Annotated in this window: 24 protein-coding genes and 1 tRNA gene; 13 read left to right on the top strand and 12 right to left on the bottom strand. The window is 57.0% G+C overall.

All coding sequences use genetic code 11. The annotated features are described in order from the left end of the window. Positions 1-2 precede the first annotated feature (2 nt). Together FKG95_RS06655 and spbR are read left to right on the top strand one after the other, a co-directional pair. Positions 3-434 (top strand): universal stress protein, encoded by a 432-nt coding sequence (locus FKG95_RS06655; RefSeq protein ID WP_142895543.1) that lies wholly within the window; start codon positions 3-5, stop codon positions 432-434. Positions 435-746: 312 nt separating this feature from the next. Next, complete coding sequence (gene spbR, locus FKG95_RS06650) at positions 747-1,862, top strand: SpbR family protein (RefSeq protein WP_142895542.1); 1,116 nt, start codon at positions 747-749, stop codon at positions 1,860-1,862. A 151-nt stretch (positions 1,863-2,013) separates the two neighbouring features. Here the strand turns inward: spbR and FKG95_RS06645 are convergent, their stop codons facing one another. From FKG95_RS06645 to FKG95_RS06635, 3 genes are all read right to left on the bottom strand, one after another. Beyond that, on the bottom strand, positions 2,014-3,387 hold the full coding sequence (locus FKG95_RS06645) for a TRAP transporter large permease (RefSeq protein WP_142895541.1): 1,374 nt from the start codon (positions 3,385-3,387) through the stop codon (positions 2,014-2,016). Positions 3,388-3,393: 6 nt separating this feature from the next. Continuing rightward, positions 3,394-4,014 (bottom strand): TRAP transporter small permease subunit, encoded by a 621-nt coding sequence (locus tag FKG95_RS06640; protein ID WP_142895540.1) that lies wholly within the window; start codon positions 4,012-4,014, stop codon positions 3,394-3,396. A gap of 217 nt (positions 4,015-4,231) precedes the next feature. Further along, positions 4,232-5,296, bottom strand: coding sequence for a TRAP transporter substrate-binding protein (locus FKG95_RS06635; protein ID WP_142895539.1), 1,065 nt, complete (start codon positions 5,294-5,296; stop codon positions 4,232-4,234). A gap of 383 nt (positions 5,297-5,679) precedes the next feature. Between FKG95_RS06635 and FKG95_RS06630 the strand changes: the two genes are divergently transcribed. Continuing rightward, positions 5,680-5,756: transfer RNA gene (locus FKG95_RS06630), tRNA-Pro, on the top strand. On the opposite strand, the gene FKG95_RS30430 is transcribed toward FKG95_RS06630, so the two are convergent. From FKG95_RS30430 to FKG95_RS06600, 6 genes are all read right to left on the bottom strand, one after another. Continuing rightward, positions 5,707-6,621, bottom strand: coding sequence for a tyrosine-type recombinase/integrase (locus tag FKG95_RS30430; protein WP_425456741.1), 915 nt, complete (start codon positions 6,619-6,621; stop codon positions 5,707-5,709). The two genes, FKG95_RS06630 and FKG95_RS30430, sit on opposite strands and share 50 nt — an antisense overlap. Positions 6,622-6,698: 77 nt before the next feature. Then, entirely contained in the window at positions 6,699-7,040 is a 342-nt protein-coding gene (locus FKG95_RS30425) for a helix-turn-helix domain-containing protein (protein WP_142895538.1), read from the bottom strand. Then, a complete protein-coding gene (locus FKG95_RS06615) occupies positions 7,037-7,573 on the bottom strand; it encodes a helix-turn-helix domain-containing protein (protein WP_142895537.1) in 537 nt (178 codons plus the stop codon). The genes FKG95_RS30425 and FKG95_RS06615 overlap by 4 nt, the downstream gene beginning before the upstream one ends. 155 nt (positions 7,574-7,728) lie before the next feature. Continuing rightward, the gene (locus tag FKG95_RS06610) at positions 7,729-8,625 is read right to left on the bottom strand and encodes a helix-turn-helix domain-containing protein (protein WP_142895536.1); all 897 of its coding nucleotides are present in this window, start codon (positions 8,623-8,625) and stop codon (positions 7,729-7,731) included. 242 nt (positions 8,626-8,867) lie between these two features. Further along, positions 8,868-10,475 carry a hypothetical protein gene (locus FKG95_RS06605; protein ID WP_142895535.1) on the bottom strand — a complete coding sequence of 536 codons (1,608 nt, stop codon included), beginning with the start codon at positions 10,473-10,475 and terminating at the stop codon, positions 8,868-8,870. Then, positions 10,472-11,008 carry a helix-turn-helix domain-containing protein gene (locus tag FKG95_RS06600; protein ID WP_142895534.1) on the bottom strand — a complete coding sequence of 179 codons (537 nt, stop codon included), beginning with the start codon at positions 11,006-11,008 and terminating at the stop codon, positions 10,472-10,474. Before FKG95_RS06600 ends, FKG95_RS06605 begins: the two co-directional genes overlap by 4 nt. 652 nt (positions 11,009-11,660) lie before the next feature. Between FKG95_RS06600 and FKG95_RS06595 the strand changes: the two genes are divergently transcribed. The 4 genes from FKG95_RS06595 to FKG95_RS06580 all read left to right on the top strand — a co-directional run bounded on the left by FKG95_RS06595 (position 11,661) and on the right by FKG95_RS06580 (position 17,657). Continuing rightward, positions 11,661-12,605, top strand: a complete 945-nt coding sequence (locus FKG95_RS06595) for an ArsR/SmtB family transcription factor (RefSeq protein WP_142895533.1) — start codon at positions 11,661-11,663, stop codon at positions 12,603-12,605. Between the two features lie 87 nt (positions 12,606-12,692). Next, a complete protein-coding gene (gene metF / locus FKG95_RS06590; protein WP_142895532.1) occupies positions 12,693-13,658 on the top strand; it encodes a methylenetetrahydrofolate reductase [NAD(P)H] in 966 nt (321 codons plus the stop codon). 4 nt (positions 13,659-13,662) lie between these two features. Next, on the top strand, positions 13,663-17,187 hold the full coding sequence (gene metH, locus FKG95_RS06585; protein WP_142895531.1) for a methionine synthase: 3,525 nt from the start codon (positions 13,663-13,665) through the stop codon (positions 17,185-17,187). A gap of 59 nt (positions 17,188-17,246) precedes the next feature. Beyond that, the gene (locus FKG95_RS06580; protein WP_142895530.1) at positions 17,247-17,657 is read left to right on the top strand and encodes a hypothetical protein; all 411 of its coding nucleotides are present in this window, start codon (positions 17,247-17,249) and stop codon (positions 17,655-17,657) included. A 59-nt stretch (positions 17,658-17,716) separates the two neighbouring features. On the opposite strand, the gene FKG95_RS06575 is transcribed toward FKG95_RS06580, so the two are convergent. Then, positions 17,717-18,739, bottom strand: a complete 1,023-nt coding sequence (locus FKG95_RS06575; RefSeq protein WP_246116705.1) for a polyprenyl synthetase family protein — start codon at positions 18,737-18,739, stop codon at positions 17,717-17,719. Between the two features lie 229 nt (positions 18,740-18,968). Here FKG95_RS06575 and FKG95_RS06570 point away from each other — a divergent pair, with 229 nt between their 5' ends. From FKG95_RS06570 to FKG95_RS06550, 6 genes are all read left to right on the top strand, one after another. Then, complete coding sequence (locus FKG95_RS06570) at positions 18,969-19,184, top strand: putative signal transducing protein (protein ID WP_142895529.1); 216 nt, start codon at positions 18,969-18,971, stop codon at positions 19,182-19,184. Beyond that, the gene (locus FKG95_RS06565) at positions 19,181-19,966 is read left to right on the top strand and encodes a tRNA1(Val) (adenine(37)-N6)-methyltransferase (protein ID WP_142895528.1); all 786 of its coding nucleotides are present in this window, start codon (positions 19,181-19,183) and stop codon (positions 19,964-19,966) included. The genes FKG95_RS06570 and FKG95_RS06565 overlap by 4 nt, the downstream gene beginning before the upstream one ends. 80 nt (positions 19,967-20,046) lie before the next feature. Further along, positions 20,047-20,946, top strand: coding sequence for a S49 family peptidase (locus tag FKG95_RS06560; protein ID WP_142895527.1), 900 nt, complete (start codon positions 20,047-20,049; stop codon positions 20,944-20,946). Positions 20,947-21,037: 91 nt separating this feature from the next. Further along, positions 21,038-21,292 carry a hypothetical protein gene (locus FKG95_RS06555; protein ID WP_142895526.1) on the top strand — a complete coding sequence of 85 codons (255 nt, stop codon included), beginning with the start codon at positions 21,038-21,040 and terminating at the stop codon, positions 21,290-21,292. A gap of 321 nt (positions 21,293-21,613) precedes the next feature. Then, positions 21,614-21,760: a hypothetical protein gene (locus FKG95_RS29550; RefSeq protein ID WP_179953954.1), complete on the top strand. Its 147-nt coding sequence runs from the start codon at positions 21,614-21,616 to the stop codon at positions 21,758-21,760. Beyond that, positions 21,760-22,170 (top strand): surface-adhesin E family protein, encoded by a 411-nt coding sequence (locus FKG95_RS06550; RefSeq protein ID WP_142895525.1) that lies wholly within the window; start codon positions 21,760-21,762, stop codon positions 22,168-22,170. The genes FKG95_RS29550 and FKG95_RS06550 overlap by 1 nt, the downstream gene beginning before the upstream one ends. 103 nt (positions 22,171-22,273) lie before the next feature. On the opposite strand, the gene FKG95_RS06545 is transcribed toward FKG95_RS06550, so the two are convergent. Together FKG95_RS06545 and FKG95_RS06540 are read right to left on the bottom strand one after the other, a co-directional pair. Then, a complete protein-coding gene (locus tag FKG95_RS06545) occupies positions 22,274-23,599 on the bottom strand; it encodes a PQQ-dependent sugar dehydrogenase (RefSeq protein ID WP_218940095.1) in 1,326 nt (441 codons plus the stop codon). Between the two features lie 48 nt (positions 23,600-23,647). Continuing rightward, positions 23,648-23,974 (bottom strand): c-type cytochrome, encoded by a 327-nt coding sequence (locus tag FKG95_RS06540; protein WP_218940094.1) that lies wholly within the window; start codon positions 23,972-23,974, stop codon positions 23,648-23,650. Positions 23,975-24,346: the final 372 nt, after the last annotated feature.

The following is a 24,346-nucleotide window of genomic DNA, read 5'->3' as shown; positions in this document are numbered from 1 at the left end:
CTATGTTTAAAGACATCCTGTTGGCTGTCGACCTGAATAATGTCGAGAGCCAGGAAAAAGCCCTGAAAGCCGCTGTACAGCAGGCAGAGTCATCGGGCGGTACGCTCCATGTCATGACTGTGATTCCGGACTTCGGCATGAGCATGGTCGGCTCGTTCTTCCCTAAAGACTACGAGGCCAAGGCCCGAGAGACCATCACTGAAAAGCTCCACGCCTATGTCTCGGAAAAGGTGCCGAAAGACCTCACGGTCCAGCACATTGTCGGCCATGGGACAATCTACGAGGAAATTCTTCGGATTGCGGGCGAATGCAAAGCCGATCTGATCGTGATGTCGTCGCACCGTCCTGAGCTCAAGGACTACCTGCTCGGACCGAATGCGGCCCGGGTTGTCCGCCACGCAAAAATGTCGGTGATGGTGGTACGCGGCGAATAAGGGCACCGGCTCAGACCACATTGGAAAAATTTTAATAAAAACAAATGCATAGTTGTTAAAAATCAACTGTGCCGTGGCGTTTGTCAGATTTTCGTCGATTCGCCGGAAAACCTGAATGTGGTCACAGATCATAGGTTTAGAGGGTGAATCACACGCCCGACCACCGGCTCGAGGCGCAATCCTCCTCTGGTGTTAAACATGCCTTAACTGACCCATCGCTATAGTCAAACTGGATTTTCGCACCGAGGTACAGAACCGGTCGAGCGACCGCTTCCACTCACAAGCGAAGTGATGATTACAGGTATCGGGCCTATGACAAATAGCTTATCGCAAGCAGACGTCGCCAAGTTGATGGCGGATCCTTCTCCGAAGGTCCGTGCCGAGACGACTGAAAAAATCGCCAGCCAGTTCGCAAGCCAGGAACTTGGCGACGCGGAACGTGAGATCGCGGAAGAGATTTTCCGCTCGCTCGTAAAAGACGTCGAACTCTCGGTCCGTGAGACCTTGGCGAATCACCTGAAAACGAGCCGCGATCTGCCTCACGATGTCGCCCTGGCCATGGCCAACGATGTCGACTCGGTGGCCCTGCCGGTGCTGAAGTTCTCGGACGTGCTGACGGATGAAGACCTGGTTGAAATCGTTGCCAGCGACGACTCTTCCAAACAGATGGCGGTCGCCCAGCGTCCGACAGTGTCTTCCAAGGTCGCAGATGCCCTGATCGATACGGGCAACGAAAAGGCTGTGGCACGTCTGGTTTCGAACGAGGGCGCCGATCTCAACGAAAAAGCGCTTACCCGTGTCATGGACAATTACAAGAACAGCGACGCTGTTTCGGACTCCATGGCACGCCGCCCGACCCTGCCCGCCGCAATCGCGGAACAGCTCGTCTCGGCACTGACCGAGCAGCTTCAGGACTACATGGTCAAGAACCACGACCTGCCGTCGGATAAAGCTCACAATCTCATTCTGCAGGCCCGCGAGCGCGCTACCGTCACACTTCTGAAGGAAGGCTCCAGCGACGCCGAACTGATCCAACTGGTTCGACAGCTCCACCGGAGCCAGCGCCTGTCCTCCTCGCTCGTACTCCGAGCCCTCTGCACGGGTGACATCAAATTCTTCGAGTATGCCATGGCTGAGCTGGCCAACATACCGATCCAGAATGCCCGTCAGCTTATTCACGACGGCGGCAAACTGGGGCTGGAATCGATCCATAAGAAGGCCCAACTTCCCATCGTTCTTCTGCCTGCCGTTCGGGCCTGCGTCGAACTCGTAAATGAGACCGATTATGATGGCCTCAGCAACGACAGGTTCCGCTTTACCAACAAGATCCTCGAGCGGGTCCTCACACAGTTTGAAGATCCCTCGAGCCAGATGACCGAAGACGATCTCGAGTATCTCATGTCCAAACTGGACCAATTCGCGGCGTAACATCCCTCCTCTCGGTAAAACCTGGCGAAACGGAAACGGCGCAACCCAAATAGGTTGCGCCGTTTTCTTTTGTCGTTAGATGAGCCTGTCGTCGACAGGCGCGCTCACGTGATGCCGCTATGACGGAGGTCCGTGACACCTTCCCGATCGTTCAATTCAACATGACCCTCGGCAGCCAGAGCGCCAGGTCCGGAAAGGCCATCACCAGCCCCAGACCTACCAATTGAATCATCACGAAGGGGATAATGCCGCGGTAGATATTCTGAATTTTGATGCTCGGAGGCGCGACCCCTTTCATGTAGAACAGCGCAAAACCGAAGGGTGGGGTCAGGAACGAGGTTTGCAAATTGACCGCCAGTAAGATGGCGAACCAGTAAACCACCTCGAACTTGTCGACATGATCGCCGAATTCGAGCGCCGCGATGATGGGGGAGAAAACCGGTAATACGATCAGGGTGATTTCGATCCAGTCGAAGAAGAACCCCAGGAAGAAGGTGAGCGCCATCAAAAGCAGCAGGAGCCCCCAGGACCCCAGACCCAGGCTATCAACCAGCGAGACAACCAGGTGGTCTCCACCAAGCTGCCGGAAGACGTAGGAAAAACAGGTCGCGCCCAGGAAAATCCCGAAGATCATTCCTCCAGTCAGCGCCGAACGTTCGACGACGTCTTTAAGGACGCCGAAACTCAACTTTCGGTTCAGCAAGGCGAGGAAGACGGCGCCGCCTGCCCCTACACCAGCCGCCTCCGTCGGCGTGGCCCAGCCGAAAACGATGGATCCCAGAACCAGAAACACCAGGAACAGCGGCGGAATAAAGGAGCGCGCGACCATAAAGGCGAGACCGCTGGCCGATTCCGGTCCCTGATCATGGGACAGAGGCGGCGCCAGGGAGGGTTTCAGGCCGCAACGCACGAGGATGTAAAGCACGTACATCCCGGCCAACATGAAACCGGGCACGATCGCGGCCACAAAAAGATTGCCAACGGACCTCGCGAGAAGGTCTGCCATAATGACCAGCATGATCGAGGGTGGAATTAGAATTCCCAGCGTGCCGGATGCCGCAATCGTTCCTGTCGCCAGGGCCTTGTCGTATTTCTGATCCAACATGACCCCGAGCGCGAGCAGGGTCATCATCACCACAGACGCGCCGATGATGCCGGTCGTCGCCGCCATAATCGTGCCCATCAACGTCACCGAAAGAGCAAGGCCGCCCGGGACCCGGCGTAGCAAGACCTGGAGACAATGCAAGAGATCGGCGGCAACGCCACTGCGCTCCAACATGGTGCCCATGAAGATGAACATGGGCACAGCTGTCAGGATGAGATTTTCGGCAATCCCGCCCCAGATTCGCGGTACGATATTGAAGTAGTTGATGAACTCGAAAACTTCCCAGTACATCCCGATCAGACCGAACGCCAGCCCGATCCCGCCCAAGGTGAAGGCCACCGGATAACCAAGGAACAGCAGACAAGCCAAAGCCACGAACATGAACAGGGGCAGATAGTCTTCAAAATAAAAGTATTCCATGGCCGCTTATCCGCCCGATCCGGCTGTGCCCGCCGGCCCGGCCGGCCGTGGAATGTCAGTCATGTCGTCCAAGTGTTCGACCTCTTGCTCTTCGGTGTCGTGCACCTTCTTCCGCAAGTCAGGCGGCCCGAAGAGTTCAACGATTTTTCTGAGGGTAATCACGATGCCGCTGAGCCCCAGCAGCGCGAAGCCGATGGGAATGGCGCTCTTGATGATCCAGCGGTGGCTCAACCCGGTCGCAGAGGCGGAGATCTCGCCGATCTGGAACGAGCGCACCGTAAAGTCGTACGCGAAGTAAGTCACCAGCGCACAGTAGGGCAGCAGGAAGAAGAGACACCCAGAGAGCTCAATCCACCATTGGGTCCGCTCGCTTAAGCGTTCCCGCACGATGTCGATGCGGACGTGCGAGTCCTTGAGGTAGGCAAAACCAAGGCAAAAGGCGAAGAGAATGGTGTGGAAGTGCCACTCAAGCTCCTGCAGCTTGGTCGATCCCAAGACAAAGAACCGGCGTGTCACGACGTCAAAAATAGTGACAAGGATCAAGGCGACGCCCGCCCAGGCCGCGACCTTCGCTATCTTCGTAATGACTTTGTCGAGAAAATCGCTGATTTTAACCAGCTGTTCCATTCCGCGTAACGCTCCCCTCGGAAACGGCTTCACGCACTTCATGCATCAGTTGAAATACGCGTGCCGGTCTCACGGCACGTAATCTGCCGCATTACCAAAACCTGCCCCTAATCAGATCCGCTCTTTCAGAGCGTCCTGTCTTTCCCGGCTGGAAGAGCACGCCGGAGACGCGGGTCTGCATCTCCGGCATTTCACTCTTCAGAAAAGCGGCTCGGTTCTAGTTCAAATAACCGAGGTCTTTCCAGATCTTGTAGTTCTCACGGAACTCCGACAGAGAGGCCCAGACTTTCTTGAAATCGGGATTGCTGGCCGAGAGATCGTTCGCCACCTCGTTCCAGGCCGCGCGAAGTTCGTCCAGAACGGCGGGGTCCCAACGATGGATGGTCACGCCTTTGCTCTGCAGTTCCTGAAGCGCTTTAAATTGGATCGCTTCACCTTCGAGCATACCTTCGCGGAAGTTGTCGCCGCAGGCCGTCTCGATCTGCGCTTTTTGCAGATCCGACAGGGCATCCCACTTTTCGCGGTTCATCATCAGCTCGAACAGCGTGGACTGCTGATGCCAACCCGGGAAATAGTAGTGCTTGGCAACCTGATAGAAGCCGAGGTTCAGATCGATTGCCGGCATGGAGAATTCGGTCGCGTCGATCGAACCGCGCTCCAGTGCCGGGAAGATATCGCCGCCGGCGAGAAGCTGGGTGGAGACCCCCATTTTCTCCATTACTTTGGCACCAAGACCAAAGAACCGCATCTTCAGACCCTTGAGATCTTCCGTGCTCGTGATCTCCTTGCGGAACCAGCCGGAGGCTTCAGGGGCGATCACGCCACAGGTGATCGATTTGATCCCGTGCGGCGCATAGAGTTCGTCCATCAGCTCCTTGCCGCCGCCGTAATAGATCCAGGCACCGTATTCACCCGCACTCGGCCCGAAGGGCACGGCGGAGAACATCGCAAAGGCTTCGTTCTTGCCCACCCAATAGCCCGATGTCGACCAGGCGGCATCCAAAGAACCGGCGGAGATGGCGTCGAACATTTCAAGTGGCGGGACCAGCGCATTTGGCTCAAAGAATTTCAGACGGATATTGCCACCCGAGATTCTTTGGACCTTTTCCGAAAGGCTGACACCCAGAGTGCCGAGCTGGGTCAGCTTACTCCCGAATGCACTGCCCATTTTCCAATTGACCCGTTTGTCGGCAGCTGCCGCAGAGTTCACCGACGCGGCAACAAGAAATCCCCCAAGCGCTAAAACGGACGCAGTGGTGGTAAGTAGACTTCGAACATGCATGATTATTCACTCCCTATTTTCATTTTTTTGGCCGCCCCCAATACAATGGTGTGCGGACTTTTATGTGGTCCGTCATCACCAGTCGGCTGTATCATTTGATTGATACTTTTTTCCTTGGCGCAAACGCTATCTTACTGCGATGGCGCAGCACAAGCCCAAAACGGCTCACTGCTTCATGCGAGCGGTAAAGCGACGCCTGTTAACAATTGAAATCCCGTCCTAATTTCGGCGACGTTCCTTTTTGGAACCACACGCATCCGAATCTGCGCGGCTCGTGGCGCCACAGGCTCGAAGTCTTTGCGATCGGAGGCTCGAATCCTGCTGAAAACTCTGAATTGCGGCGTTGCCAAATGAAATGCGGCAAGCTATAACCGCCGCGGCTCCGGGGAGTAGCTCAGCCTGGTAGAGCACTACGTTCGGGACGTAGGGGCCGGAGGTTCGAATCCTCTCTCCCCGACCAAAAAAGCGTGAGAACCCTGCGAGTTTTGCCGTTTCTGGCTTTCTGGCTCCTGGGACAGTTTCGCAAACTGGTTTGCGATACCTTCGGGTGGAGCCAAGCTTTTTGCCACTGGCGCAAGGTATCCAGGGTCGAACTTTCGATAAACAGTTATGATGGTCTCGCGCGTGGTCGCCGTCATATCCGAAATCTCGTCCACCGTGAACCCATCCATCGCGAGCCAGGAAATTACCGAGTGCTTCAGCGTGTGCGGAGTTACGTTCTTCAGCTTTGCGCTCTCGCAAGCCCTTTGGAAAGATTTCTTCACATCCTTTACGGGCTTGCCCAAAAACTCGATTACGAAAGGCGTTTGAGCACACCGCCTGAGGTATTCCAAGGCCTCTGCTGTGGTTGTTGCTATCGGAACCACGGTACGCCTTTTCTTGGTCATCCGGCGTTCCGGATCGTGAAAGTCGATTCGGCAATTCTCCAAATCCACGCGGTCCCATGTCAGCCCCAAGATAGCGCCCTTGCGGGCACCGGTAGTCATGGCGATCAGTATAAAGGCCCGGAGATGAGGCAGGTCTGCCGCATACAGAAGCGAAGCGGCTTCTTCTCTCGTGATAAAGCGGTAGCGAGGTGGTCTCTTCGCAGGGATATCGATCCGAGGCACCCTGTTGATCCAACCACTGTCCAATGCGAATTTTAAAGTCGTCCGCAATTCGATCAATTCGTCTCGCAACGCGGCCGGCCGCTTTTCGCGTAGTTTCCAATAAGCATGTACGTGGACACTGGTGATCTGATCGGGTCTCAGCTTTCCAAAGTGCCCACACAAATGCTTGTGATAGGATCTGGTGTTGTCGGCGCGAGCGACTTCCCGGCCTCGCATATCCTCCATTCGCTTGTCTAGGAGCTCCCAAATCGACGCAGTTCTGGCCGGTGCAGCCTTGTGGTTGTTGTAGTCGATCAAGCATTGCTCGGCCTCCGTCCGATCCGTCGCGCCAGTCGAAACGACTTCGCGACCGTCTCGGATGTACCAGTTTTCCCGACCTTTGATTTCGACGAGACGTGGAGGCTGTTTTGGGCGGGGCATGCGTTATGTTCCAGAAAATCGTTAATGGCAGTCAATGGGACCCGAACCCAACCTGACCGGCGGATGCTTGCTATCTCGCCACGCTTGACCATCAGACGCGCTGTCTCATAGCAAACGCTAAGGCGCTCCGCGACTTGTTGGAGCGTCAGTAACGGATCGGCAGCTTGCGCATTCGCATCTTCAACGCTATTTTCTTGACTGCTAAGATCACTCATGAAGATTCCTTTCGTTCCTTTAGAGGGGTTGTCTTCGAAGCTGCGCCAACAGCTTTACGGGTGGCTTGAGATGGGCGGCTCGGGTCTTTTTGATCCGGGCCGCTTTCCATTTTCGCTTCGAGCCTTTCCAGACGATCTGCAATTTGAGAAAGCCCATCGGTGATTCGACGTTCGACGGCCGAGGTGACAACACCATCCGGCACCTCACCGACTTGGAAGCAAGCGAAGTCTTGTTGCCAAAAATAATTACGAAACGTAAACCCAGTATCTGCTTCAAAATCACTATGAAAAAGCATACTATCAAAGATTGTTCTGGGGTCTAAGTCGAGTAGATAACAGAGCTTTATTGCATTTTGCATGGGCGGATACTTCCCACCATCCTGACCCGCCAGCTCGTATCTAGCAATTGAGTTCACATTAATTCCTGAAAACTCAGAAAGCCGGGTCCGTTGCATACCTTTCTGCTCACGGGCTCGTCGCAAAACTTGGCCCAATGTTGGCTCAGGAGTCGCAGTCTTATCTGGATCAGTCATCGCTTCTCAATTCAAAAATGGGTACGATAAACCGTACCCAATAAGGCATTCGTAGCCTATATGACTTACTCTTGCAACCTTCAATCGGCATGATATCGATAAAGCACGTTAGGTCGCGCGCTGCCTAACGTGCTTTATACTGCAACACCAATGGACTACTCAGACTGGCCAAACTCCCAAAAAGCGAACGGGTTTTTCTCGGATGCGATCTCTACTTTCGATTCAGCGCGAAACTCAGTGTCCGAAGCAATATTAGCAAGCATGGGAGCGCGACCGGTCAACGCCAACTGACGAAGCCTCTTTCGAACAAGAGGAACAAAAACCGCGTGGCCGTCCTGGTGACTTGTCAGCCCGGAAGCATTTTCAATGTGATCTTCGCGCTCGAAGTGGTCGGCAAGATCTTTGATGAGGTCAATGTCAACCTGATAAAGGTCGTACCCGAAAACCGCCGTATCGATGATTCGATTAATCAACTCATCACGCTGTGCGATCGCTGTATCAAAGTCTTCTTCAAACGCATCTTCTAGCTCAATCGGAGTTGGAAGACTCTTCCTGGACAGCTGTGCGTCGTGTGCAATGCTCAACAGTCCAGGTGGTTCCAACATCTCAAGCATGTTGAAAGCGTGATCCATTGACACCAAAGCTCGACAGATCAAGCCTTCAAACCCCTCGGCTCGAAAGCGGTCCAATCTATCAATGATAGCGCCCGCCTCTTCGAGCATCGCATGCTCATCCGAGTTTTCAGGGTCCGGGTTACTGGATACTAGAACCGGATAAGATTCGTTTCCATCCTGCCCAGGCGAGGCGAGCGAACCTGTTTCGAGATCAGCCATTAAATGATCGAACGAAATTCCAAGACACTTGCAAATCGAGATAGCCCTGAACACAGACACTTCCTGTTCTCCGCGTTCGAATTTCTCAATTGCTTTGACTGGAATATTCGTCTTTTTGTGGATATCTGCTCGCGAGAGTTTCGCAGCTTCACGCGCTTTTCTGAGGTGCACGCCAAACTCTTTTGGATCAATGACTACATCGCTATTTAAGGTATTCATCGTGTTGTCCTTCGGTTTAAACACAGTTGAGGAAGAAAACCCTTTGATTTCAAAGGGCGGGGACACTCCCCGGGCGGTTCCCGGGAAATGAAGGGAACCCAGCGTTCAGGCTCCGGAGATGGCCCCGGGGAGGCCTTGCATCGAACGCCCAGAGTGGCCAAAAGAGTGAAAACACCAGGAGCCCCAGAGTCACCGGGAACAGGGCGAGCCCGATGGTCGTTTTTGTGATCATCGTGGCCGCTTCAAGCTGTGAATTGCCGGTCTGAAGCGCATCGAGTGCGCTCCGCGCCAATGATTGGCGGTCCGTGAGTGCCATTTTCGATCCTTTCTGATGCCGGGATGGCCCCGGTCTCTGGACAGTTACTGTGCTCGTGTGAACTATAAAGGTCCGTACTGTCGCCGAACCTCGCTTGATGAAACGAGTTTGCCAGCGCCTCAGAGGCCTCCTGGAGCGCGACGCGGGGATCCGGCGCACCATTGGCGCGCCAGTGTTCGAGAGCCTCGAGGTGGTGCTTGAAAAGCTCTCCGGAGCCTTCGCCCCAGAGCCGGTCGAGATTCGGGTTCGCGATCAGCGCCACCGGCTCCTTGAAGCGGCTAAATCGGGCGCTCGGCAGGCTGATGGAAATTACCTGGTTCTCGCCGCCTTCCATCGACCTGCAGCTTTCATCGTCCTTGCGCTTGCGGTCAATCACGACGAGCCGCCGGTTGCCTTCCCGGTCATGGATCGCGACCACCTTTTTGCGGTCGGCCTTAAGCTCGCTGCGCCATTCGCGGAACGCGCCCATGGGCTGCACCAGGTGCAAGCCGCGCGTGTACACGTAAGCGTTCGCCAAGGCGTTCGGATCCTCCCGGCACATCTTCATGAGATCGTCGCCCTTAATGCAGTATTTGACTGCCTCCCGGACGTCGCTTAAGCGGCCGTTGTCCCGCCACCAGGAACCGAAGTAGTGCCGCGTTCGCTCGAAGAAATCGGCCCAATCGCCCTTGGAAAGCCTAGAACGCGGTACGAGGATGACATTTGAATGAACGTGGAACCCCTTCCCCTTTTCCCAAGGAAACTCTAAGGCCCGCAACAGAACGTCGATGCCGAAGGCCTTACAGACTGTCGCGCGCCATTTCGAGATTTTCCGGTTAAAACTCTGGATCCTCCAACGCAGATCAGGCGCGATACATCGCTGCCCGGATGTGATGACGACATAGCGCGCGTACCTGCCCTTGGGATCGCGCTTCAGGAAGTGTTCGAGCTCATCCACCATCTCGCGCCGGATCGAAGCCGCGACAGACGGCAGGAACACGCTGCGCTGATAGCCCTCAACAGCCGATGACACCGCACCAGTCACGAGACCGACCTGGATCAGGGTTTGATCCTTGCGGCGCATGTCCATGCCGTAGCGCCGGAGCGTGTCGGCAACGAGCCGAGTATCCGAATCGATCTTGGCGCGGCGCTGTTGCGCTTCGGCCCAGGCAACCGCATCGCGAGCACTGAGGCCGGTTTGACTGGCAACAACCGCCTGTGTTTCATCGGCCAGGGAGGAAACACTACTTGCGTGTCTATCAAGGGCTGGGGCGGTCCTGAAGCTAGGACGGCCGACATCAGAGCACGCGGAAAGACCGATTTCACCTGAAGGCGAAGTAGCAAGCGCTTTGGAAGCGCAGGCAGTTTCGTGAACAACGGTGCCTGGCGAGCTAACACCGGGATCGTTCGATGAACCACCAGGGCGGAAGAGACGGGCCGAGGGCGGGATAGACCCCGAAGCCTCAGCACCGCGCTCCCAAAGTCCCGCAGGGGCTACTACCTCCCCACGGGCGAAACTCTTGCAATGCAGCGAGCCAGACGGAACCTGGGTCATCGACCCCTCCCTCCCAGCTTGCGCTTCTTGTTGATTGGGGCCTTTGGTTTGATTCCAGCCCTTCTCGCGATATTTCCGACTGTGCTTCGAGAAACACACATTTCGTCGGATATCTGACGGTAACTCAGGCCTCTTTCGACAGCATCAACAACGGCTTGTTCTCTGTTTTTCCTGCTCTGAATACGGTGCAGGCGGAGATAGGTCCGCACATCATCAACTGAAAGGCCATGCGTATCAGCAACCTGAGCGAGAGCGAAAGTGCGCAGCATACCGCAGCGCTGTAGTTCCTGTGCCTGCTCTTCGAGCTTAGGGCCGAGTTCACGAGCGGCTCGCAATCGTTCGCGGCGATCAGCTTCAGTCCTGGCCTGGTTATACGCCTTACGTGACTGGCTAGTGTCGGTAAGAAGACCGAGGTCCCCAAGAAGGGAAGCAAGATCCTCAGCTTCAAACTCAAGAACGAGACTGATTTTCCCCGTCCTGAGACGCTTCACGTTCACACGCGTTAAAATGTCGCGACGCTCGCTGTCAGTCATGACAACGGCCCTCGCCGAAGCGCAAACCTGTTTGCGGAACTCTTAGGACAAGAATGGTAAGGTTTTGAAAGGATTGAACATAGCGATTGGCAAGATTGGCTGCTATTTGCCTGTTTTGCGCGACTTCCCTGTCATTCGGGACGTAGGGGCCGGAGGTTCGAATCCTCTCTCCCCGACCAATATGTCGAAAATCCAGTAAAGCCTTAAAGTTAAGCCGTCATATTCACGACGCGGTTTAGGTTTAATACGTCACGAACGACCGAACCACGGTGACCTGACGCTTTTACCCGCCAGGCCAACGACATCCCTGGCACCCTTCATCCGGCCTGCTTCCTATCCAGCTGCTCCCTGGCCACCTGCTCCCTGGCCACCTGCTCCCTGGCCAAATGAGCGCGCGCCCGCCAACCAACGCCTCTGCGACGATTGGCGTCGCGATCAGTGCCTCTGTTACACCCACTGGCTCAAGCGGCCCCTGCGTCAGGCATCACCACCAGTAAGCGCTCTCGTCCGTTACCCGGCTGAGAAAGCTTATACTTTTTGCCTCCTGATCTTCAGCCCTGCCCCAAAACCTTCATATTTTGATTATTGACATAAAGATATCTTTATATCTACATTATCACAATATTAACCCCTAGCAGCGAAGATCGCCGATATGGATACGCTTCTCTCCGCTCTCAAAGCCGCTGGCGAAGCAACCAGATTGCGCCTGCTCGCTCTTTGCGCGCACAGCGATCTGACTGTTTCGGACCTGACGTCGATTCTCGGGCAAAGTCAGCCCCGGGTCTCACGCCATCTCAAGCTTCTGTGCGACGGCGGTCTCATGGACCGCTCGCGCGAGGGAAGTTGGGTCTATTTCAGGCTCACCACCCACGGCACCGGGGCGGAGCTCGCCCGGACGCTGGTAGACGCCATTCCATCGAACGACCCCACCCTCACCCGCGATCTCGAGCGCCTGGAACGCATCCGCCGGGCACGCAGCGAGCGCGCATCCGACTACTTTCGCCGTAATGCCGAGCAATGGGACCGGATCCGCTCTCTCTATGTCGACGAGCAGGAGGTCGAGCAAAAGCTTCTGGAAATGCTGCCGGGCGATCAGATCGGCGACCTGCTCGACGTGGGGACCGGTACAGGCCGCGTGATGGAACTGCTCGCGCCCCGGGCCACCAAAGCGGTCGGCGTCGATCTCTCGCGCGAAATGCTGATGGTAGCACGCGCCAATATCGAGCAGGCCGCCCTGCGCAACTGCACCGTCAAGCAAGGCGATATGTACCAGTTGCCGGTTCAGGGCGGCAGCTTCGACGCCGTGACCCTGCATCAGGTTCTGCATTTCGCGGAAACGCCGACCGAGGTTCTGGCCGAAGCCGCCCGCGCGCTGCGTCCTGGCGGCAAGCTTATCCTCGTGGATTTCCAGGCCCATGACCTGGACTACCTGCGGGAGCAACACTCCCACCGCTGGCTTGGTTTCAAAGATGAAGACATCAAAACATGGTGCGCAGACGCCGGATTGATCTCCAGCCAGCACGTCGAACTTCCGGGGGATCCCCTGACTGTGGGGATCTGGACGGCAGAACGCCCCGCGGAAGACCAACTCCACTAACCGGACTCCACTAACCGGACGGCGGCAGGCCCGCTGTCCGAAAGACGCACGACAACCCGTACCGTTATACACAAGGACCCTGGATCCATGAGCGCCTCGACCCAGCCGCAGAATTCAGCAACGAGCGACAATGAGCGCATCATCTTTGCGCCTGCCGATAAGATCGCCAAAGTCTCCTTCGAATTCTTCCCGCCCAAAACGCCGGCGATGGAGCAAAAGCTCTGGAGCACGATTGAGCACCTGCGCCCATTGGCACCCTGCTTCGTTTCGGTGACCTATGGCGCGGGCGGCGGTACGCAGGCGCAGACGCTGGAAACCGTGAAGCGTATCCGTAACAAAACCGACCTGGAACCCGCGGCGCATCTGACCTGCGTTGGCGCAAGCCGCGGCGAAATCGATGATGTTGCGCGCGCCTATTGGGACGCTGGAATCCGGCATATCGTGGCCCTTCGTGGTGACCCGCCCAAGACAGACGGCCGCTATCATCCTCATCCGGACGGCTATGCCTATGCATCGGACCTTGTTGCCGGATTGAAACGTGTCGCGAACTTCAAAGTCTCTGTCGCAGCCTATCCGGAAGTCCATCCTCAAGCAGATTCAGCCGCCGCGGATCTGGACAATCTGAAGCGCAAACTGGACGCAGGCGCTCATCAGGCCATTACGCAGTTCTTTTTCAATCCCGATGACTATCTGCGGTTTCTGGACCGCGCGCGGGCCGCAGGCATCTCACAGCCGATCATTCCGGGTATTCTGCCGATAACGAACTTCGAGCGGACTGTTGAATTCGCGAAGATGTGCGGCGCCAAGGTCCCGGACTGGCTCGCTGCGCTCTTCAATGATCTGAACGACGAACCGGTCGCGCGCGGTTTTGTCGCCGCCGCGACGGCTGTGGAGCAGTGCCGTTACCTGCAGACCCGGGGCGTCGAGGAGTTCCATTTCTATACTCTGAACCGCTACGAACTGACGGCGGCCATTTGCCGGATGCTGCGCACGCCCGGGCTTGATCGGGTCACGGAAGCGAAAAAGAACACCCAAGACGAGGCACGACTGTAATCCTATGAGTACTTTTATTGAAGCTCTTCAAGACCGCGTTTTGCTGTGCGACGGCGCCATGGGGAGCCGCGTGCAGGCCATGGACCTGCACATCGAACGGGATTACTGGGACAAGGAGAACTGTACCGAAGTTCTCAACCTCTCCCGCCCGGATGTGGTGATCGAGATCCACAAAGGCTACTACGCCGCCGGTTCGGATATCGTGCAGACCAACAGCTTTGGCGGATCGCCGCTTACCCTCGGTGAATTCGATTTGCAGGACCGCGCCTTTGAAATCAATCGCCGGGCAGGTGAGCTCGCACGCGAAGCCGCCGAGACCTTCGGTCCTGACGGCCGTGAGCGTTTTGTGCTGGGCTCAGTCGGTCCTGGAACCCGCCTGCCCTCCCTCGGTCACGTCGGCTACGACGAACTGGAAACCGCACTGCAGATTCAGTGCGCCGGACTGATCGACGGCAACGTCGACGGCATCCTCATCGAGACCTGTCAGGACCCCCTGCAGATCAAAGCCGCGGTGAATGCGGCGAAGTTTGCGCGTGAAAAAGCGGGCCGGTTCGACCTGCCGATCATGGTGCAGGTTACGGTCGAGACCACCGGCACCCTGCTTGTCGGAACCGACATCGCGGCGGCGGCAACGATCATCGATTCCCTGGACATCCCGATCCTGGGCCTGAACTGCGCGACCGGACCGCAAGAGATGGCGGCCCATGTGCGCTGGCTGTCCGAGAACTGGAAGGGCCTGCTGTCCCTGCAGCCGAATGCCGGCCTGCCGGAACTGGTCGACGGCCATACTCATTATCCGCTGACACCGGACGAGTTGGCGAAATGGCTGGAGCGCTTCATCACCGAAGACGGCCTGAACATGGTCGGCGGCTGTTGCGGTTCCACGCCCGAACACATTACTGCCGTAGACGCCATGCTGCGTAATCTCTCCGGCTCGAGTGACGTCTTAGGTGCGCGTCCGAAACCTATTGAACGCAAGCCCTTTTGGGTCCCCTCCATCGCCTCCCTCTACAGCCCGGTTTCCTTGCGGCAGGAGAATGCCTACCTCTCGATCGGCGAGCGCTGCAACGCCAACGGAAGCCGCAAGTTCCGCCAGTTGCAGGAAGAAGGCGACTGGGAAGGCTGTGTCGCCATGGGGGTCGAACAGGTCAAGGAAGGTTCACACGCGCTCGATGTCTGCACCGCTTTTGTCGGCCGGGACGAGTCGGCCGAGATGGAAGAGGTCGTGACCCGCATGCGCGGATCGGTGACGGCCCCGCTGGTGCTGGACTCCACAGAACTGTCGGTTCTGGAGCAGGCTCTCAAACTCTACGGCGGCAAGGGCATCCTCAATTCGATCAACTTCGAGGACGGAGAGGAGCCGGCCGAGAAGCGGGTCAAGCTGGCCCGCAAGTTCGGTGCAGCCGTGATTGCCCTGACCATCGACGAAGACGGCATGGCCAAAGACGTCGAGAAAAAAGTGGAGATCGCAAAACGACTTCACGACTTCGCCTGTGTGCAACACGGTCTGCCATCGGAAGACCTGATCTTCGATCCCCTCACCTTCACCATCTGTACCGGCAACGAAGACGACCGCAAGCTGGGTCTCTGGACGCTGGACGCCATTGAGCGGATTTCGCAGGAGCTCCCCGACTGCCAGATCGTGCTGGGCCTCTCCAACATTTCCTTCGGCCTGAACCCGGCGGCACGGCATGTGCTCAACTCGGTTTATCTGGATCACGCCATCAAGCGCGGTCTGACCGGTGCCATCGTGCATCTCTCTAAGATCATGCCCCTGCACAAAATCCCCGAGGAAGAGGTTAAGATCGCCGAGGACCTGATCTTCGACCGGCGCGCCACACTGGAGAACGGCGAGACCTATGATCCTCTGCAGGCCTACCTCGCGCTTTTCGAGGGTCGGACCGCCGCCAAAGCGGAAAAGAAGGAACGGGCCGAGGATGTGGAAACCCGCCTTCAGGAGCGCATCGTGGACGGGGACAAACAGGGTCTCACGGAGGACCTGGATGAAGCCCTCGCCAAAATGCCGCCGTTGGACATCATCAACATTCACCTGCTGGCCGGCATGAAGGTCGTCGGCGAGCTCTTCGGCGCCGGCAAGATGCAACTTCCCTTCGTGCTGCAATCCGCCGAGACCATGAAGGCCGCCGTCGCCTACCTCGAGCCCTTCATGGAGAAGGAAGAAGGTCAGGAGAAAGGCATCATCGTCCTGGCCACCGTCAAAGGCGATGTGCACGACATCGGCAAGAACCTGGTCGACATCATTCTGACGAACAACGGCTACAAGGTCGTCAACCTGGGGATCAAACAGCCGATCGAGAGTATCGTCGCGGCGGTGCGTGAACACAACGCGGATGCAGTCGGCATGAGTGGGCTCCTGGTCAAATCGACTGTGGTCATGCGCGAAAATCTGGAGCGCCTTTCCAAGGACGACGTGGAGGTCCCCGTCATGCTCGGCGGCGCTGCACTGACCCGGCACTACGTCGAAACCGACTGTGTCGCGGCCTACGATTCCGGGCGTGTCGCTTATGCCCGCGATGCCTTCGACGGCCTCGACCTGATGCAGAAGATCGTGGCCAACGACTTCGACAGCCATGTCGCCGAGCGCAAGGCGAAGATCGAAGGCCGAAAGGTCAACACCAAGAAGCAACTGGGCCGACCCGCCGACGCCGACGAACGTCCGGTGGATCTGGAGGAAACCCGCCTGCGCCGCGAGGAACTGGCAGACGGCGTCGAAATTCCCGAGCCGCCCTTCTGGGGACCAAGGGTTATCGCCCGCGCACCGGTGGACGCTCTGCTGCCGTTCCTGAACGACCGTATGCTTTTCCAGTTCCAGTGGGGTTACCGCAAGGACGGCCGTTCGCTGCAAGACTACATGGTCTGGGCAAGACAGGAGCTGCGGCCGGTTCTCAAGCGTATGCTCGATGTCTGCAAACAGCAGGACGTGCTGCGGCCCCAGGCGGTCTATGGCTATTGGCCTGCGAATGCGGAAGGCAATGACGTGATCCTGTTCGATGCCGAGGATCACGATAAAGAGGTGGGGCGCTTCACTCTGCCCCGCCAGGCGCGCGCGGGCGGCTTATGTATCGCCGATTTCCTGCGTGACGTCTCGACGGGCCAGCGCGACGTGCTCGGCATGCAGATCGTGACCATGGGCCAGACGGTTGCCGATGTCGCCCGTGAGTGGTTCGCCGACAACCGCTATCAGGATTATCTCTACCTGCATGGCCTGGGCGTCGAGCTGACGGAAGCGCTTGCCGAATACGTCCACAAGCGGATCCGTGGCGAGCTGGGCTTCGGCCACGAGGATGACCGCGATATGTCGAAGATGCTGCAGCAGGGTTACCGCGGCTCGCGCTATTCCTTCGGCTACCCGGCCTGCCCGAACCTGGAAGATCAGCATCATCTTCTAAACCTGCTGAATGCGGAACAGATCGGTGTCGATTTCTCCGATGAGTTCCAGCTTCATCCTGAGCAGTCGACCAGCGCCATCGTGCTTCATCACCCGCAGGCAAAATACTTTTCGGTTTAAACGCAGCTTCTCCCGCGACACCGGACGCCGCGGTCATGAGAGGATAAAGGAGAGAGAAAATGAGCAGCCCCGCAACGATCCATGCACTGCCCTCCAGCAATCAGGGCGCAGATCTGGGCGCCGTCCCGGCCTGCACCCTCAAAGGCGTCGAAGAGGCCGAACGCGCCGAGCGCTGGTGGGAAGAGCAATGGTCCGCCTTTCCCACATACAGTGTCGATGCCGATGGCACGCCTCATTACTGGGACGTCGCGGAGGACAGCGGTGTTTATCAGGATGATTGGCCCCTCGGCGAAAAGCTCGCGGAAGACACAGTCCGCCAGATGCGCCGTTTCCCCGAAGGCAGCACGGTCCTGAGAAACATCCTGCGTGAGATCAACCGGGATTCGACTATTGCCCAGGGCTTTCTGAACCGGCTGGAAGACATCCTGATTTCACCCGATCTCTACGCGAAGCTGAGCGAGCCCAAGTAAATCCGCAAGCCGCCGGCCACGCTCCAGGCACTGCGCCGAGCGAATGAGCTACAGGGACTTCAGTAAGCCCGGTCGATCGAGAATTCGACGGCTTCCAGCAATGCGCTTTTGATCGGCGAGTCCGCGAAACCGTCAAGAGCCTCACAAGCATCGCGCCCATAGTTGCGGGCCCGTTCCATGGACTCTTCCAGGGCGTTGTGCTTGGTCATCAATGCGATCGCCTGTTCGAGATCGCCGGCTCGCTGCTCGAGATCCTCGAGGCACCGGCGCCAGAAGGTGCGTTCTTCCTCATTGCCGCGAGCGAAAGCAAGGACGACGGGCAGGGTAATCTTGCCCTCCCGAAAATCATCGCCGACGCTTTTGCCCAGTTCTGCCTGACGGGCAGAGAAATCCAGGACATCATCGACAAGCTGGAACGCAATGCCCAGGCTCCGGCCAAAACGATCCAGGGCTTCGGCGTCGGTTTCGGGACGCTCAGCCACCACAGCGCCGATCCGGCAGGCGGCCGCGAAGAGCGCGGCGGTCTTCGAGCTGATGACTTCCAGATAGGCTTCTTCCGTGGTCGTCGTATCGTTCGAGGTCAGCAGTTGGTGTACCTCGCCCTCCGCGATAATGGCGGATGCGTCGGAAAGAATTCGTAAGACCTCGAGCGATCCGTCCGCGACCATCAACTGAAAGGCGCGGCTGAACAGGAAGTCCCCGACCAGAACACTGGCTTTATTGCCGAACAGCGCGTTGGCGGTCGCGAGACCGCGGCGCAGGTCGCTCTCGTCCACAACATCGTCATGCAACAGGGTCGCGGTGTGGATGAACTCGACACAGGTCGCCAGCGCAAGGTGACGCTGACCTTCGTAGCCGCAGAGTTGGGCTGAAGCCAGCGTCAGCATGGGACGCAGACGTTTACCGCCGGCGGCGACGATATGTCCTGCAAGTTGAGGAATAAGAGCAACCGGGGAGTGCATACGCTCTACAATGAGCGCATTCACCGCCCGCATGTCCTGTTCAACAAGAGCTGAAATAGCTTCCAGCCCGGCTTTCGCAGGTGCTCGTGCAGTGTCGTTTATGTCGAGGGCGACAGCCAATTTTCCAGCCTCACTCTGTCCGTGGCCGACCTGGTATGCTTTACCGGGGCGAAACCAGCGGTCTATCTGTTGACCTCAGAATAGGTTTAACCGCAGGCCGGTCAAGCCCGACAGGATGTCGCAGAACAATTCCTAGGTGATTGGCAGGATCATGTTAGCGTAAAGTCAGGGCTGCTGTTTGGATCAGCAGGATAAGACCGAAACCCGATGAAACCGCGACGGGAAGCTTATGAAAGAGCTGTTTAGAAGCAACGACCCGGTGAAATTGTCCTGGCTCCAGGCCCTCCTGGCTGATTCCGGGATCGACTGTCTGATCCTGGACAATCACGCATCTGTGATAGAAGGCTCGATCGGCGCCATTCAACGGCGCCTCATGGTGGCCGACGACGATCTGGAAAGCGCCGTGCAACTGCTCAGCGAAACAGGCGAGGAGAGCGCCTGGTGAGCACGGCCGCTCCCCCTCCGGGCGGCTGCGCCGAAACCGCGGACACGACCGAAGATGCTCTGCTGGGTGGCCATATCATCCTCCAGCAGCCGAAAGACGGGTATCGTGCCGCCATTGATCCGGTGTTTCTGGCGGCTGCGGTCGCCGCCAAACCGGGCGAGCGCATCCTGGATCTGGGTAGCGGCGTCGGCGCCGCAGCTCTCTGCCTTCTCCGGCGGGTCCCGGACATCGAAGTGACCGGCCTTGAGATTCAGAGCGATCTGGTCGAACTATCGCGTCAAAATGCCGCAGGCAACGGCCTGGCTTCGCGCTTCGAGGCAATTCAGGGCGACGTTCTCTCTGTTCTCAGTCTATTGCCGCCCGACTCCTTCGATCATGTCATCTGCAACCCGCCCTATCTCGCCTCTGGCGCGGCGCGCCCCTCACCGAACCCCGCACGCACCGCCGCGAATCAGGAGGGCGATGCGCAATTAACCGACTGGATTGAGGCCGCCATCGCCCTGGTACATCGCAAAGGCAGCATCACCTTCATTCACCGCGCCGACCGGATCGACACGCTCATTCATGGATTGAGCGGTCCGGCCGGCGGTTTTCGCGTGTTTCCGCTTTGGCCTAAGGCCGGCAAAGCGGCAAAGCGGATTTTGCTGCAGTCACGCAAGGCCATTGCCAGTCCGGCCATCGTGGCACCGGGCCTCGTCCTTCATCGAGATGGCGGGCAATTTACCGAGGCCGCGGATGCGATTCTCAGGCGCGGGGCGGCCCTGGACCTCGCTGGCCCCTGACGGGCCAAAGCCCTCGCATTCCCGTTCTTGTCGCCAGCTTGCTATTGGCAGCGCCCGGATCGCTCCTTATGTTCCCTCTCATGACTGTAAAGAAACTGCTCTCCTTCCTGCCGATTAAGGCTTTCAAGGATCCCGATCCTGTTGTTGCGGTGATCCGCCTGAACGGCGTCATCGGCGCGGCAGGACCCCTGCGCGGCGGTATGACCCTGGCCGGGCTGGAAAAACGCCTGGATCAGGCCTTCAAGATGAAGAATCTCGAGGCCGTCGCGCTGGCAATCAATTCTCCCGGCGGCTCGCCGGTGCAGTCGGACCTGATTGCCAAGCGGGTTCGGGACCTGGCAGCTGAAAAATCCCTGCCGGTATACGGATTCTGCGAGGACGTCGCGGCATCAGGCGGCTATTGGCTCGCCTGCGCAGCCGACCATATCTACGCCCAGGAATCCTCGATTATCGGCTCGATCGGCGTCATTTCGTCGGGATTCGGTTTTCCGGCTGTCCTGGACCGTCTGGGGATCGAGCGCCGGGTACGCACCGCAGGCCATAAAAAGTCCACCCTGGATCCTTTCGAAAAAGAAGATCCGGAGGACATTGCCCGGCTCGAGGGAATCCTGAAAGAACTGCACGAGACCTTTAAATCCATGGTCATGGACCGGCGCAAGGACCGCCTGAAAGAAGATCCAGACGTTCTGTTCAGCGGTGAATTCTGGACCGGAAACAAAGCGGTTGAGTTGGGCCTGATCGACGGTATCGGCGAGATGCGCGCTACCTTAAAGGAGCGCTTCGGCGAGAAGGTCAAGCTCGTACCCCTGGAAGACGCGCGGCCCTGGTGGCGCAAGCGCCTTGGCTTTGGCGCTGCTTGCGGTCTGGGCGGGCTCCTCTCCGGTGAGGGCATAAGTGCCGTTGCAGAGCCCCATGAATGGGTTCAGGGGCTTGCCTCGGCAGCTGAAGAACGCGCACTCTGGTCCAGATTCGGATTATAAGTGACGCCAAATGCCGGAGCCTTCATTATAGTCCGGCGCGGCAGGCGGCACAGCCGGCGCGGAAGAATTTGGCGTAATTGAAGGACTGGTAATGTTCGGACTTCCCTCGATCGGAAAGCTTTTGGTACTGGCGGCCATTCTAGGCGCCGTTTGGTATGGCTTTAAGATGATCGGCCGAATGCAGCAGTCCCGGGACGCTCAAAACCGGCAGAACGCCGGTGGTTCGAACGGCAGCTCAACGCCCTCCAAGAAAGAGGCGGACGGCGCGCTGGACATGGTCCAGTGTCCGGCCTGCAAATCCTATATCCCGCCCGACAGCAAGTGTCACTGCGGCGCTCAGGGATAAGGAGCGCTCTGGAATTCAGGTTCATGTCACACCGAGCCCGATCCTCCTATATACTGTCAGCGAATTCAATTCGAGAACAACAAGAAACCACGGCCAGTCGTGCACTCTGGCATTGGTGTTTACTTGCACTAAGCTTGCGCCTTGATCAATGAGCAGGGCTGGGAAAGAATGTATTCTAGGCGTCGTCTATCGGATTCTTGATTTAGGGCAGTTCCGCCTGTGTCAGAAGCGCCTTTGAGTTCCGCCAACGGAAATGGATAAGGTGTGATAAAAACAGGGGTTCTGATGACGGTTGCCGTTTCAGGAATACGCGGAGCGGGAATGTTGGGCACAGGAATACCCAGGGCAAGTCAGGCCGCTGCACAAGACCTTGCCAGCGGCGAAAAACTCTACAAGAAGGAAGGTCTGCCGCTCCTGTCACGGCCCGACGGCGAAGGGCATGGCCAGTTTTCCGAAGTTTCTTCCTGATGACCAGAAATAAGGCCACAGTATTTCTGATCTACTCTGCGCTAACAGCCATCGTGGCGAGTGGGGCGTCGGCTACCGGCGATGGAGAGGGCGAGTGGCGCAAGTACTCCCAGGAACTGAATGGTGATGTCTACTTTTTTGATACTTCACGCGTAGAAAGGGTCGAAAACTTACATAGAGTTTGGAGCCGGATCCGCTACAAAACCTCCGTCATGGGGGCTTCAAGTTATCAAAGCCTATTGGAGATCGACTGCTCTGAGCGTACGGAGAGAATACTGCAGAATACTTTTTTCTCGGATAAACACTGGAAAAATCCTGCGATGAACACTGACATGACGGAAAAGCCAAAGCGTCAAATACCACAGGACTCAGCAACGGAGCGCCTTTCCGGAATCCTGTGCGATCAGTAGTAGCTGAGTCTTCACCACCGAGATTTCGCACTAAACTTACTCAAAAAAAACACCCGCGCCACGTCTGTGGCACGGGTGTTCATATTGCCGAGCGGCAGCAGAATTACTTCATGCTTTCCGCTGTCACTCTGTAGATTTCGCCTGCATCGACAGAAACGTACAGCGCGTTATCCGGCCCCATGACCAGGCCCCGGAATCTCTTCGAGAATCCGAGAGGCATTCGTGTGATGCCATTGATTCCCAAACCATCAGGCGTAAGGCTGATCATGTCGATTCTCGAGCCTGCTGGTGTGCCACCAAAACCGATACCCATGATACCGACGGCCAAGCGGCCCTCGTAGATGCCCCAGTTGTCACCTTTGAGGAAAGCAGCAGAGCCGGTTCCTTGAGAGAACCCGTTATTGTTCCATGAAGGCGGCATCAAGTCTTCGAAGCGCGTGTCGCTCATCGGGGTGTAGGCAGCACGCAGTGCGGGATCCATTTCGCCCTTCTGATTTGGCTCGTAACCACAGTATTCGTCCGGGCACTCTCCCCTGCCGCCTCTGTTCTGCGCGGGGTCCCAGCCGGCATTGCCGCCATTCACAAGAGCGGTGATTTCATCGTTATGCCACGGGCCATGTTCAGCCGTGAAGGCTTTGCCGTCGCTTGGGCGGAAATCTATGCCCTGAACGTTTCTGTGGCCATAGGTGTATATGCGCTTGTCAAAGCCTTCGGGAGGATTGTTGTCCGGGTGAGCATTCCCGTCCATGTCGATCCGCAGAACCTTACCGCACAGGAGCTGTCCATCCTGAGGACAAACTCCCCTGTGACGGTCGCCACCAGCGACCCAAAGATAGCCGCCAGGTCCGACACGGAGTCTGCCGCCATTGTGAGCGCCCGGATCACCAAAAGGCTGATCGGAACTGAAGGGTTTATACTGAATATCAGTTACGATATCCGTCCGGTCAGAGACGCTCTTGAGGTCATCGCTGACCTTGAACCTCATCACGATGTTGCCGTCGCATTTCTCAAAGTTGGTTTTGCAGCCGTCGCCGCGATACTTCATCGAAGATGAGTAGAGATAGAGGATGCGGTTCTTCGCGAAATGCCTGTCCGGGACCACGCCAAGCACACCTGCTTGTGCTTCACAAAAAAGATCATCGCCGACATCGGCGAAGCCCGAGGAACCCTTCACTCCATACAATGCGTTCACGGTTCCATCAGCGGTTCTCACCGAGAGACCTTTACATTTTTCAGTGAAGAACATCGTGCCGTCCGGCAGGAAAGCCATGTCCCAAGGATTCTCCAGTCCTTGCAACACGACTTCAGCTTTGATCATGGGCACGTCCATGGCGCCCTCGTGACCGTCGGCCTGAGCCGCCGAAGAAACGCCGAAAACCATGGCAGACACCATGACTCCCGATAACAAACCACCAGTTATCTTTTTCATTTTTTCCTCCCTATTCGACTATATGCTCCCTACTCAACAACGTGCTCGCTATTCAACAACGTATTGCGCATCTTTCAAATACGCCGCCAGATTTGCAATTTCCTCATCAGTCAATGGCTTGGCCATCGGGATCATGAGGAATGAGTTCGAGCCTTGTTCTATGCCGTTTCTGTAGGCTTCTAGTTTGGCAGTCGTATATGAGATCTCTTTGCCGGAAATTTTTGGAAAACTGGCTGCGCCTTTTCCGGCCGGTCCGTGGCAGTTGATACAAGTTTCCTTATATCTGCTTTCCCCCAATGCTTTGTCCGCACTGTGCGCAGTATGAGGAGATATTAATGCTGTTAAAACCAATAGTGTGCTGGAAAATCTCAACAAGACGCGCTCCCAAAAATTAGTAACCATTGTAAGTGCTTGAAATAGGCGAAGAAAAACTCAGCGCAATTTCTCACCGAAACGGACCAGCAGGCCTTGCAGGCTGAAAGATTCGGGCAATTGAGTCAAGGTGCCTCACGTTTGTACTTTGGTCCCAAATCTTTTCACTCAGCCGATAGTGTCAGGTGATACGAGCGTCGAAGTTAGAGCATGTTGCCGCCATTCGCCCAGCAGCAGCTTTATTTGGTTAACTATGCACTGCAATCGCTGTCTGCAGATCATCTTCAGAACAGTCAGTGTCTCTGCACACTTCGCTTCCCAACTCCGTTGCTGAGTCGCAGGATTGGGCTCTCCTGTTCCAGCCTTCAGTCCCCC

The organism is Denitrobaculum tricleocarpae (genome assembly GCF_007004665.1).
Taxonomy (GTDB): Bacteria; Pseudomonadota; Alphaproteobacteria; order Kiloniellales; family Kiloniellaceae; genus Denitrobaculum; species Denitrobaculum tricleocarpae.
Note: the sequence above shows the minus strand (reverse complement) of the source record. Positions and strands in the feature narration are given on the sequence as shown.

Bases quoted from the DNA above. Each gene is read 5' to 3' on its own strand.
- FKG95_RS06560 (WP_142895527.1), top strand. From the start codon at position 20,047: ATGACTGTAAAGAAACTGCTCTCCTTCCTGCCGATTAAGGCTTTCAAG.
- FKG95_RS06595 (WP_142895533.1), top strand. From the start codon at position 11,661: ATGGATACGCTTCTCTCCGCTCTCAAAGCCGCTGGCGAAGCAACCAGA.
- FKG95_RS06610 (WP_142895536.1), bottom strand. From the start codon at position 8,625: ATGAATACCTTAAATAGCGATGTAGTCATTGATCCAAAAGAGTTTGGC.
- FKG95_RS29550 (WP_179953954.1), top strand. From the start codon at position 21,614: ATGTTGGGCACAGGAATACCCAGGGCAAGTCAGGCCGCTGCACAAGAC.
- FKG95_RS06605 (WP_142895535.1), bottom strand. From the start codon at position 10,475: ATGACCCAGGTTCCGTCTGGCTCGCTGCATTGCAAGAGTTTCGCCCGT.
- FKG95_RS06635 (WP_142895539.1), bottom strand. From the start codon at position 5,296: ATGCATGTTCGAAGTCTACTTACCACCACTGCGTCCGTTTTAGCGCTT.
- spbR (WP_142895542.1), top strand. From the start codon at position 747: ATGACAAATAGCTTATCGCAAGCAGACGTCGCCAAGTTGATGGCGGAT.
- FKG95_RS30430 (WP_425456741.1), bottom strand. From the start codon at position 6,621: ATGCGAGGCCGGGAAGTCGCTCGCGCCGACAACACCAGATCCTATCAC.
- FKG95_RS06555 (WP_142895526.1), top strand. From the start codon at position 21,038: ATGTTCGGACTTCCCTCGATCGGAAAGCTTTTGGTACTGGCGGCCATT.
- metH (WP_142895531.1), top strand. From the start codon at position 13,663: ATGAGTACTTTTATTGAAGCTCTTCAAGACCGCGTTTTGCTGTGCGAC.
- FKG95_RS06600 (WP_142895534.1), bottom strand. From the start codon at position 11,008: ATGACTGACAGCGAGCGTCGCGACATTTTAACGCGTGTGAACGTGAAG.
- FKG95_RS06570 (WP_142895529.1), top strand. From the start codon at position 18,969: ATGAAAGAGCTGTTTAGAAGCAACGACCCGGTGAAATTGTCCTGGCTC.
- FKG95_RS06580 (WP_142895530.1), top strand. From the start codon at position 17,247: ATGAGCAGCCCCGCAACGATCCATGCACTGCCCTCCAGCAATCAGGGC.
- FKG95_RS06550 (WP_142895525.1), top strand. From the start codon at position 21,760: ATGACCAGAAATAAGGCCACAGTATTTCTGATCTACTCTGCGCTAACA.
- metF (WP_142895532.1), top strand. From the start codon at position 12,693: ATGAGCGCCTCGACCCAGCCGCAGAATTCAGCAACGAGCGACAATGAG.
- FKG95_RS30425 (WP_142895538.1), bottom strand. From the start codon at position 7,040: ATGAGTGATCTTAGCAGTCAAGAAAATAGCGTTGAAGATGCGAATGCG.
- FKG95_RS06545 (WP_218940095.1), bottom strand. From the start codon at position 23,599: ATGAAAAAGATAACTGGTGGTTTGTTATCGGGAGTCATGGTGTCTGCC.
- FKG95_RS06655 (WP_142895543.1), top strand. From the start codon at position 3: ATGTTTAAAGACATCCTGTTGGCTGTCGACCTGAATAATGTCGAGAGC.
- FKG95_RS06615 (WP_142895537.1), bottom strand. From the start codon at position 7,573: ATGACTGATCCAGATAAGACTGCGACTCCTGAGCCAACATTGGGCCAA.
- FKG95_RS06640 (WP_142895540.1), bottom strand. From the start codon at position 4,014: ATGGAACAGCTGGTTAAAATCAGCGATTTTCTCGACAAAGTCATTACG.
- FKG95_RS06645 (WP_142895541.1), bottom strand. From the start codon at position 3,387: ATGGAATACTTTTATTTTGAAGACTATCTGCCCCTGTTCATGTTCGTG.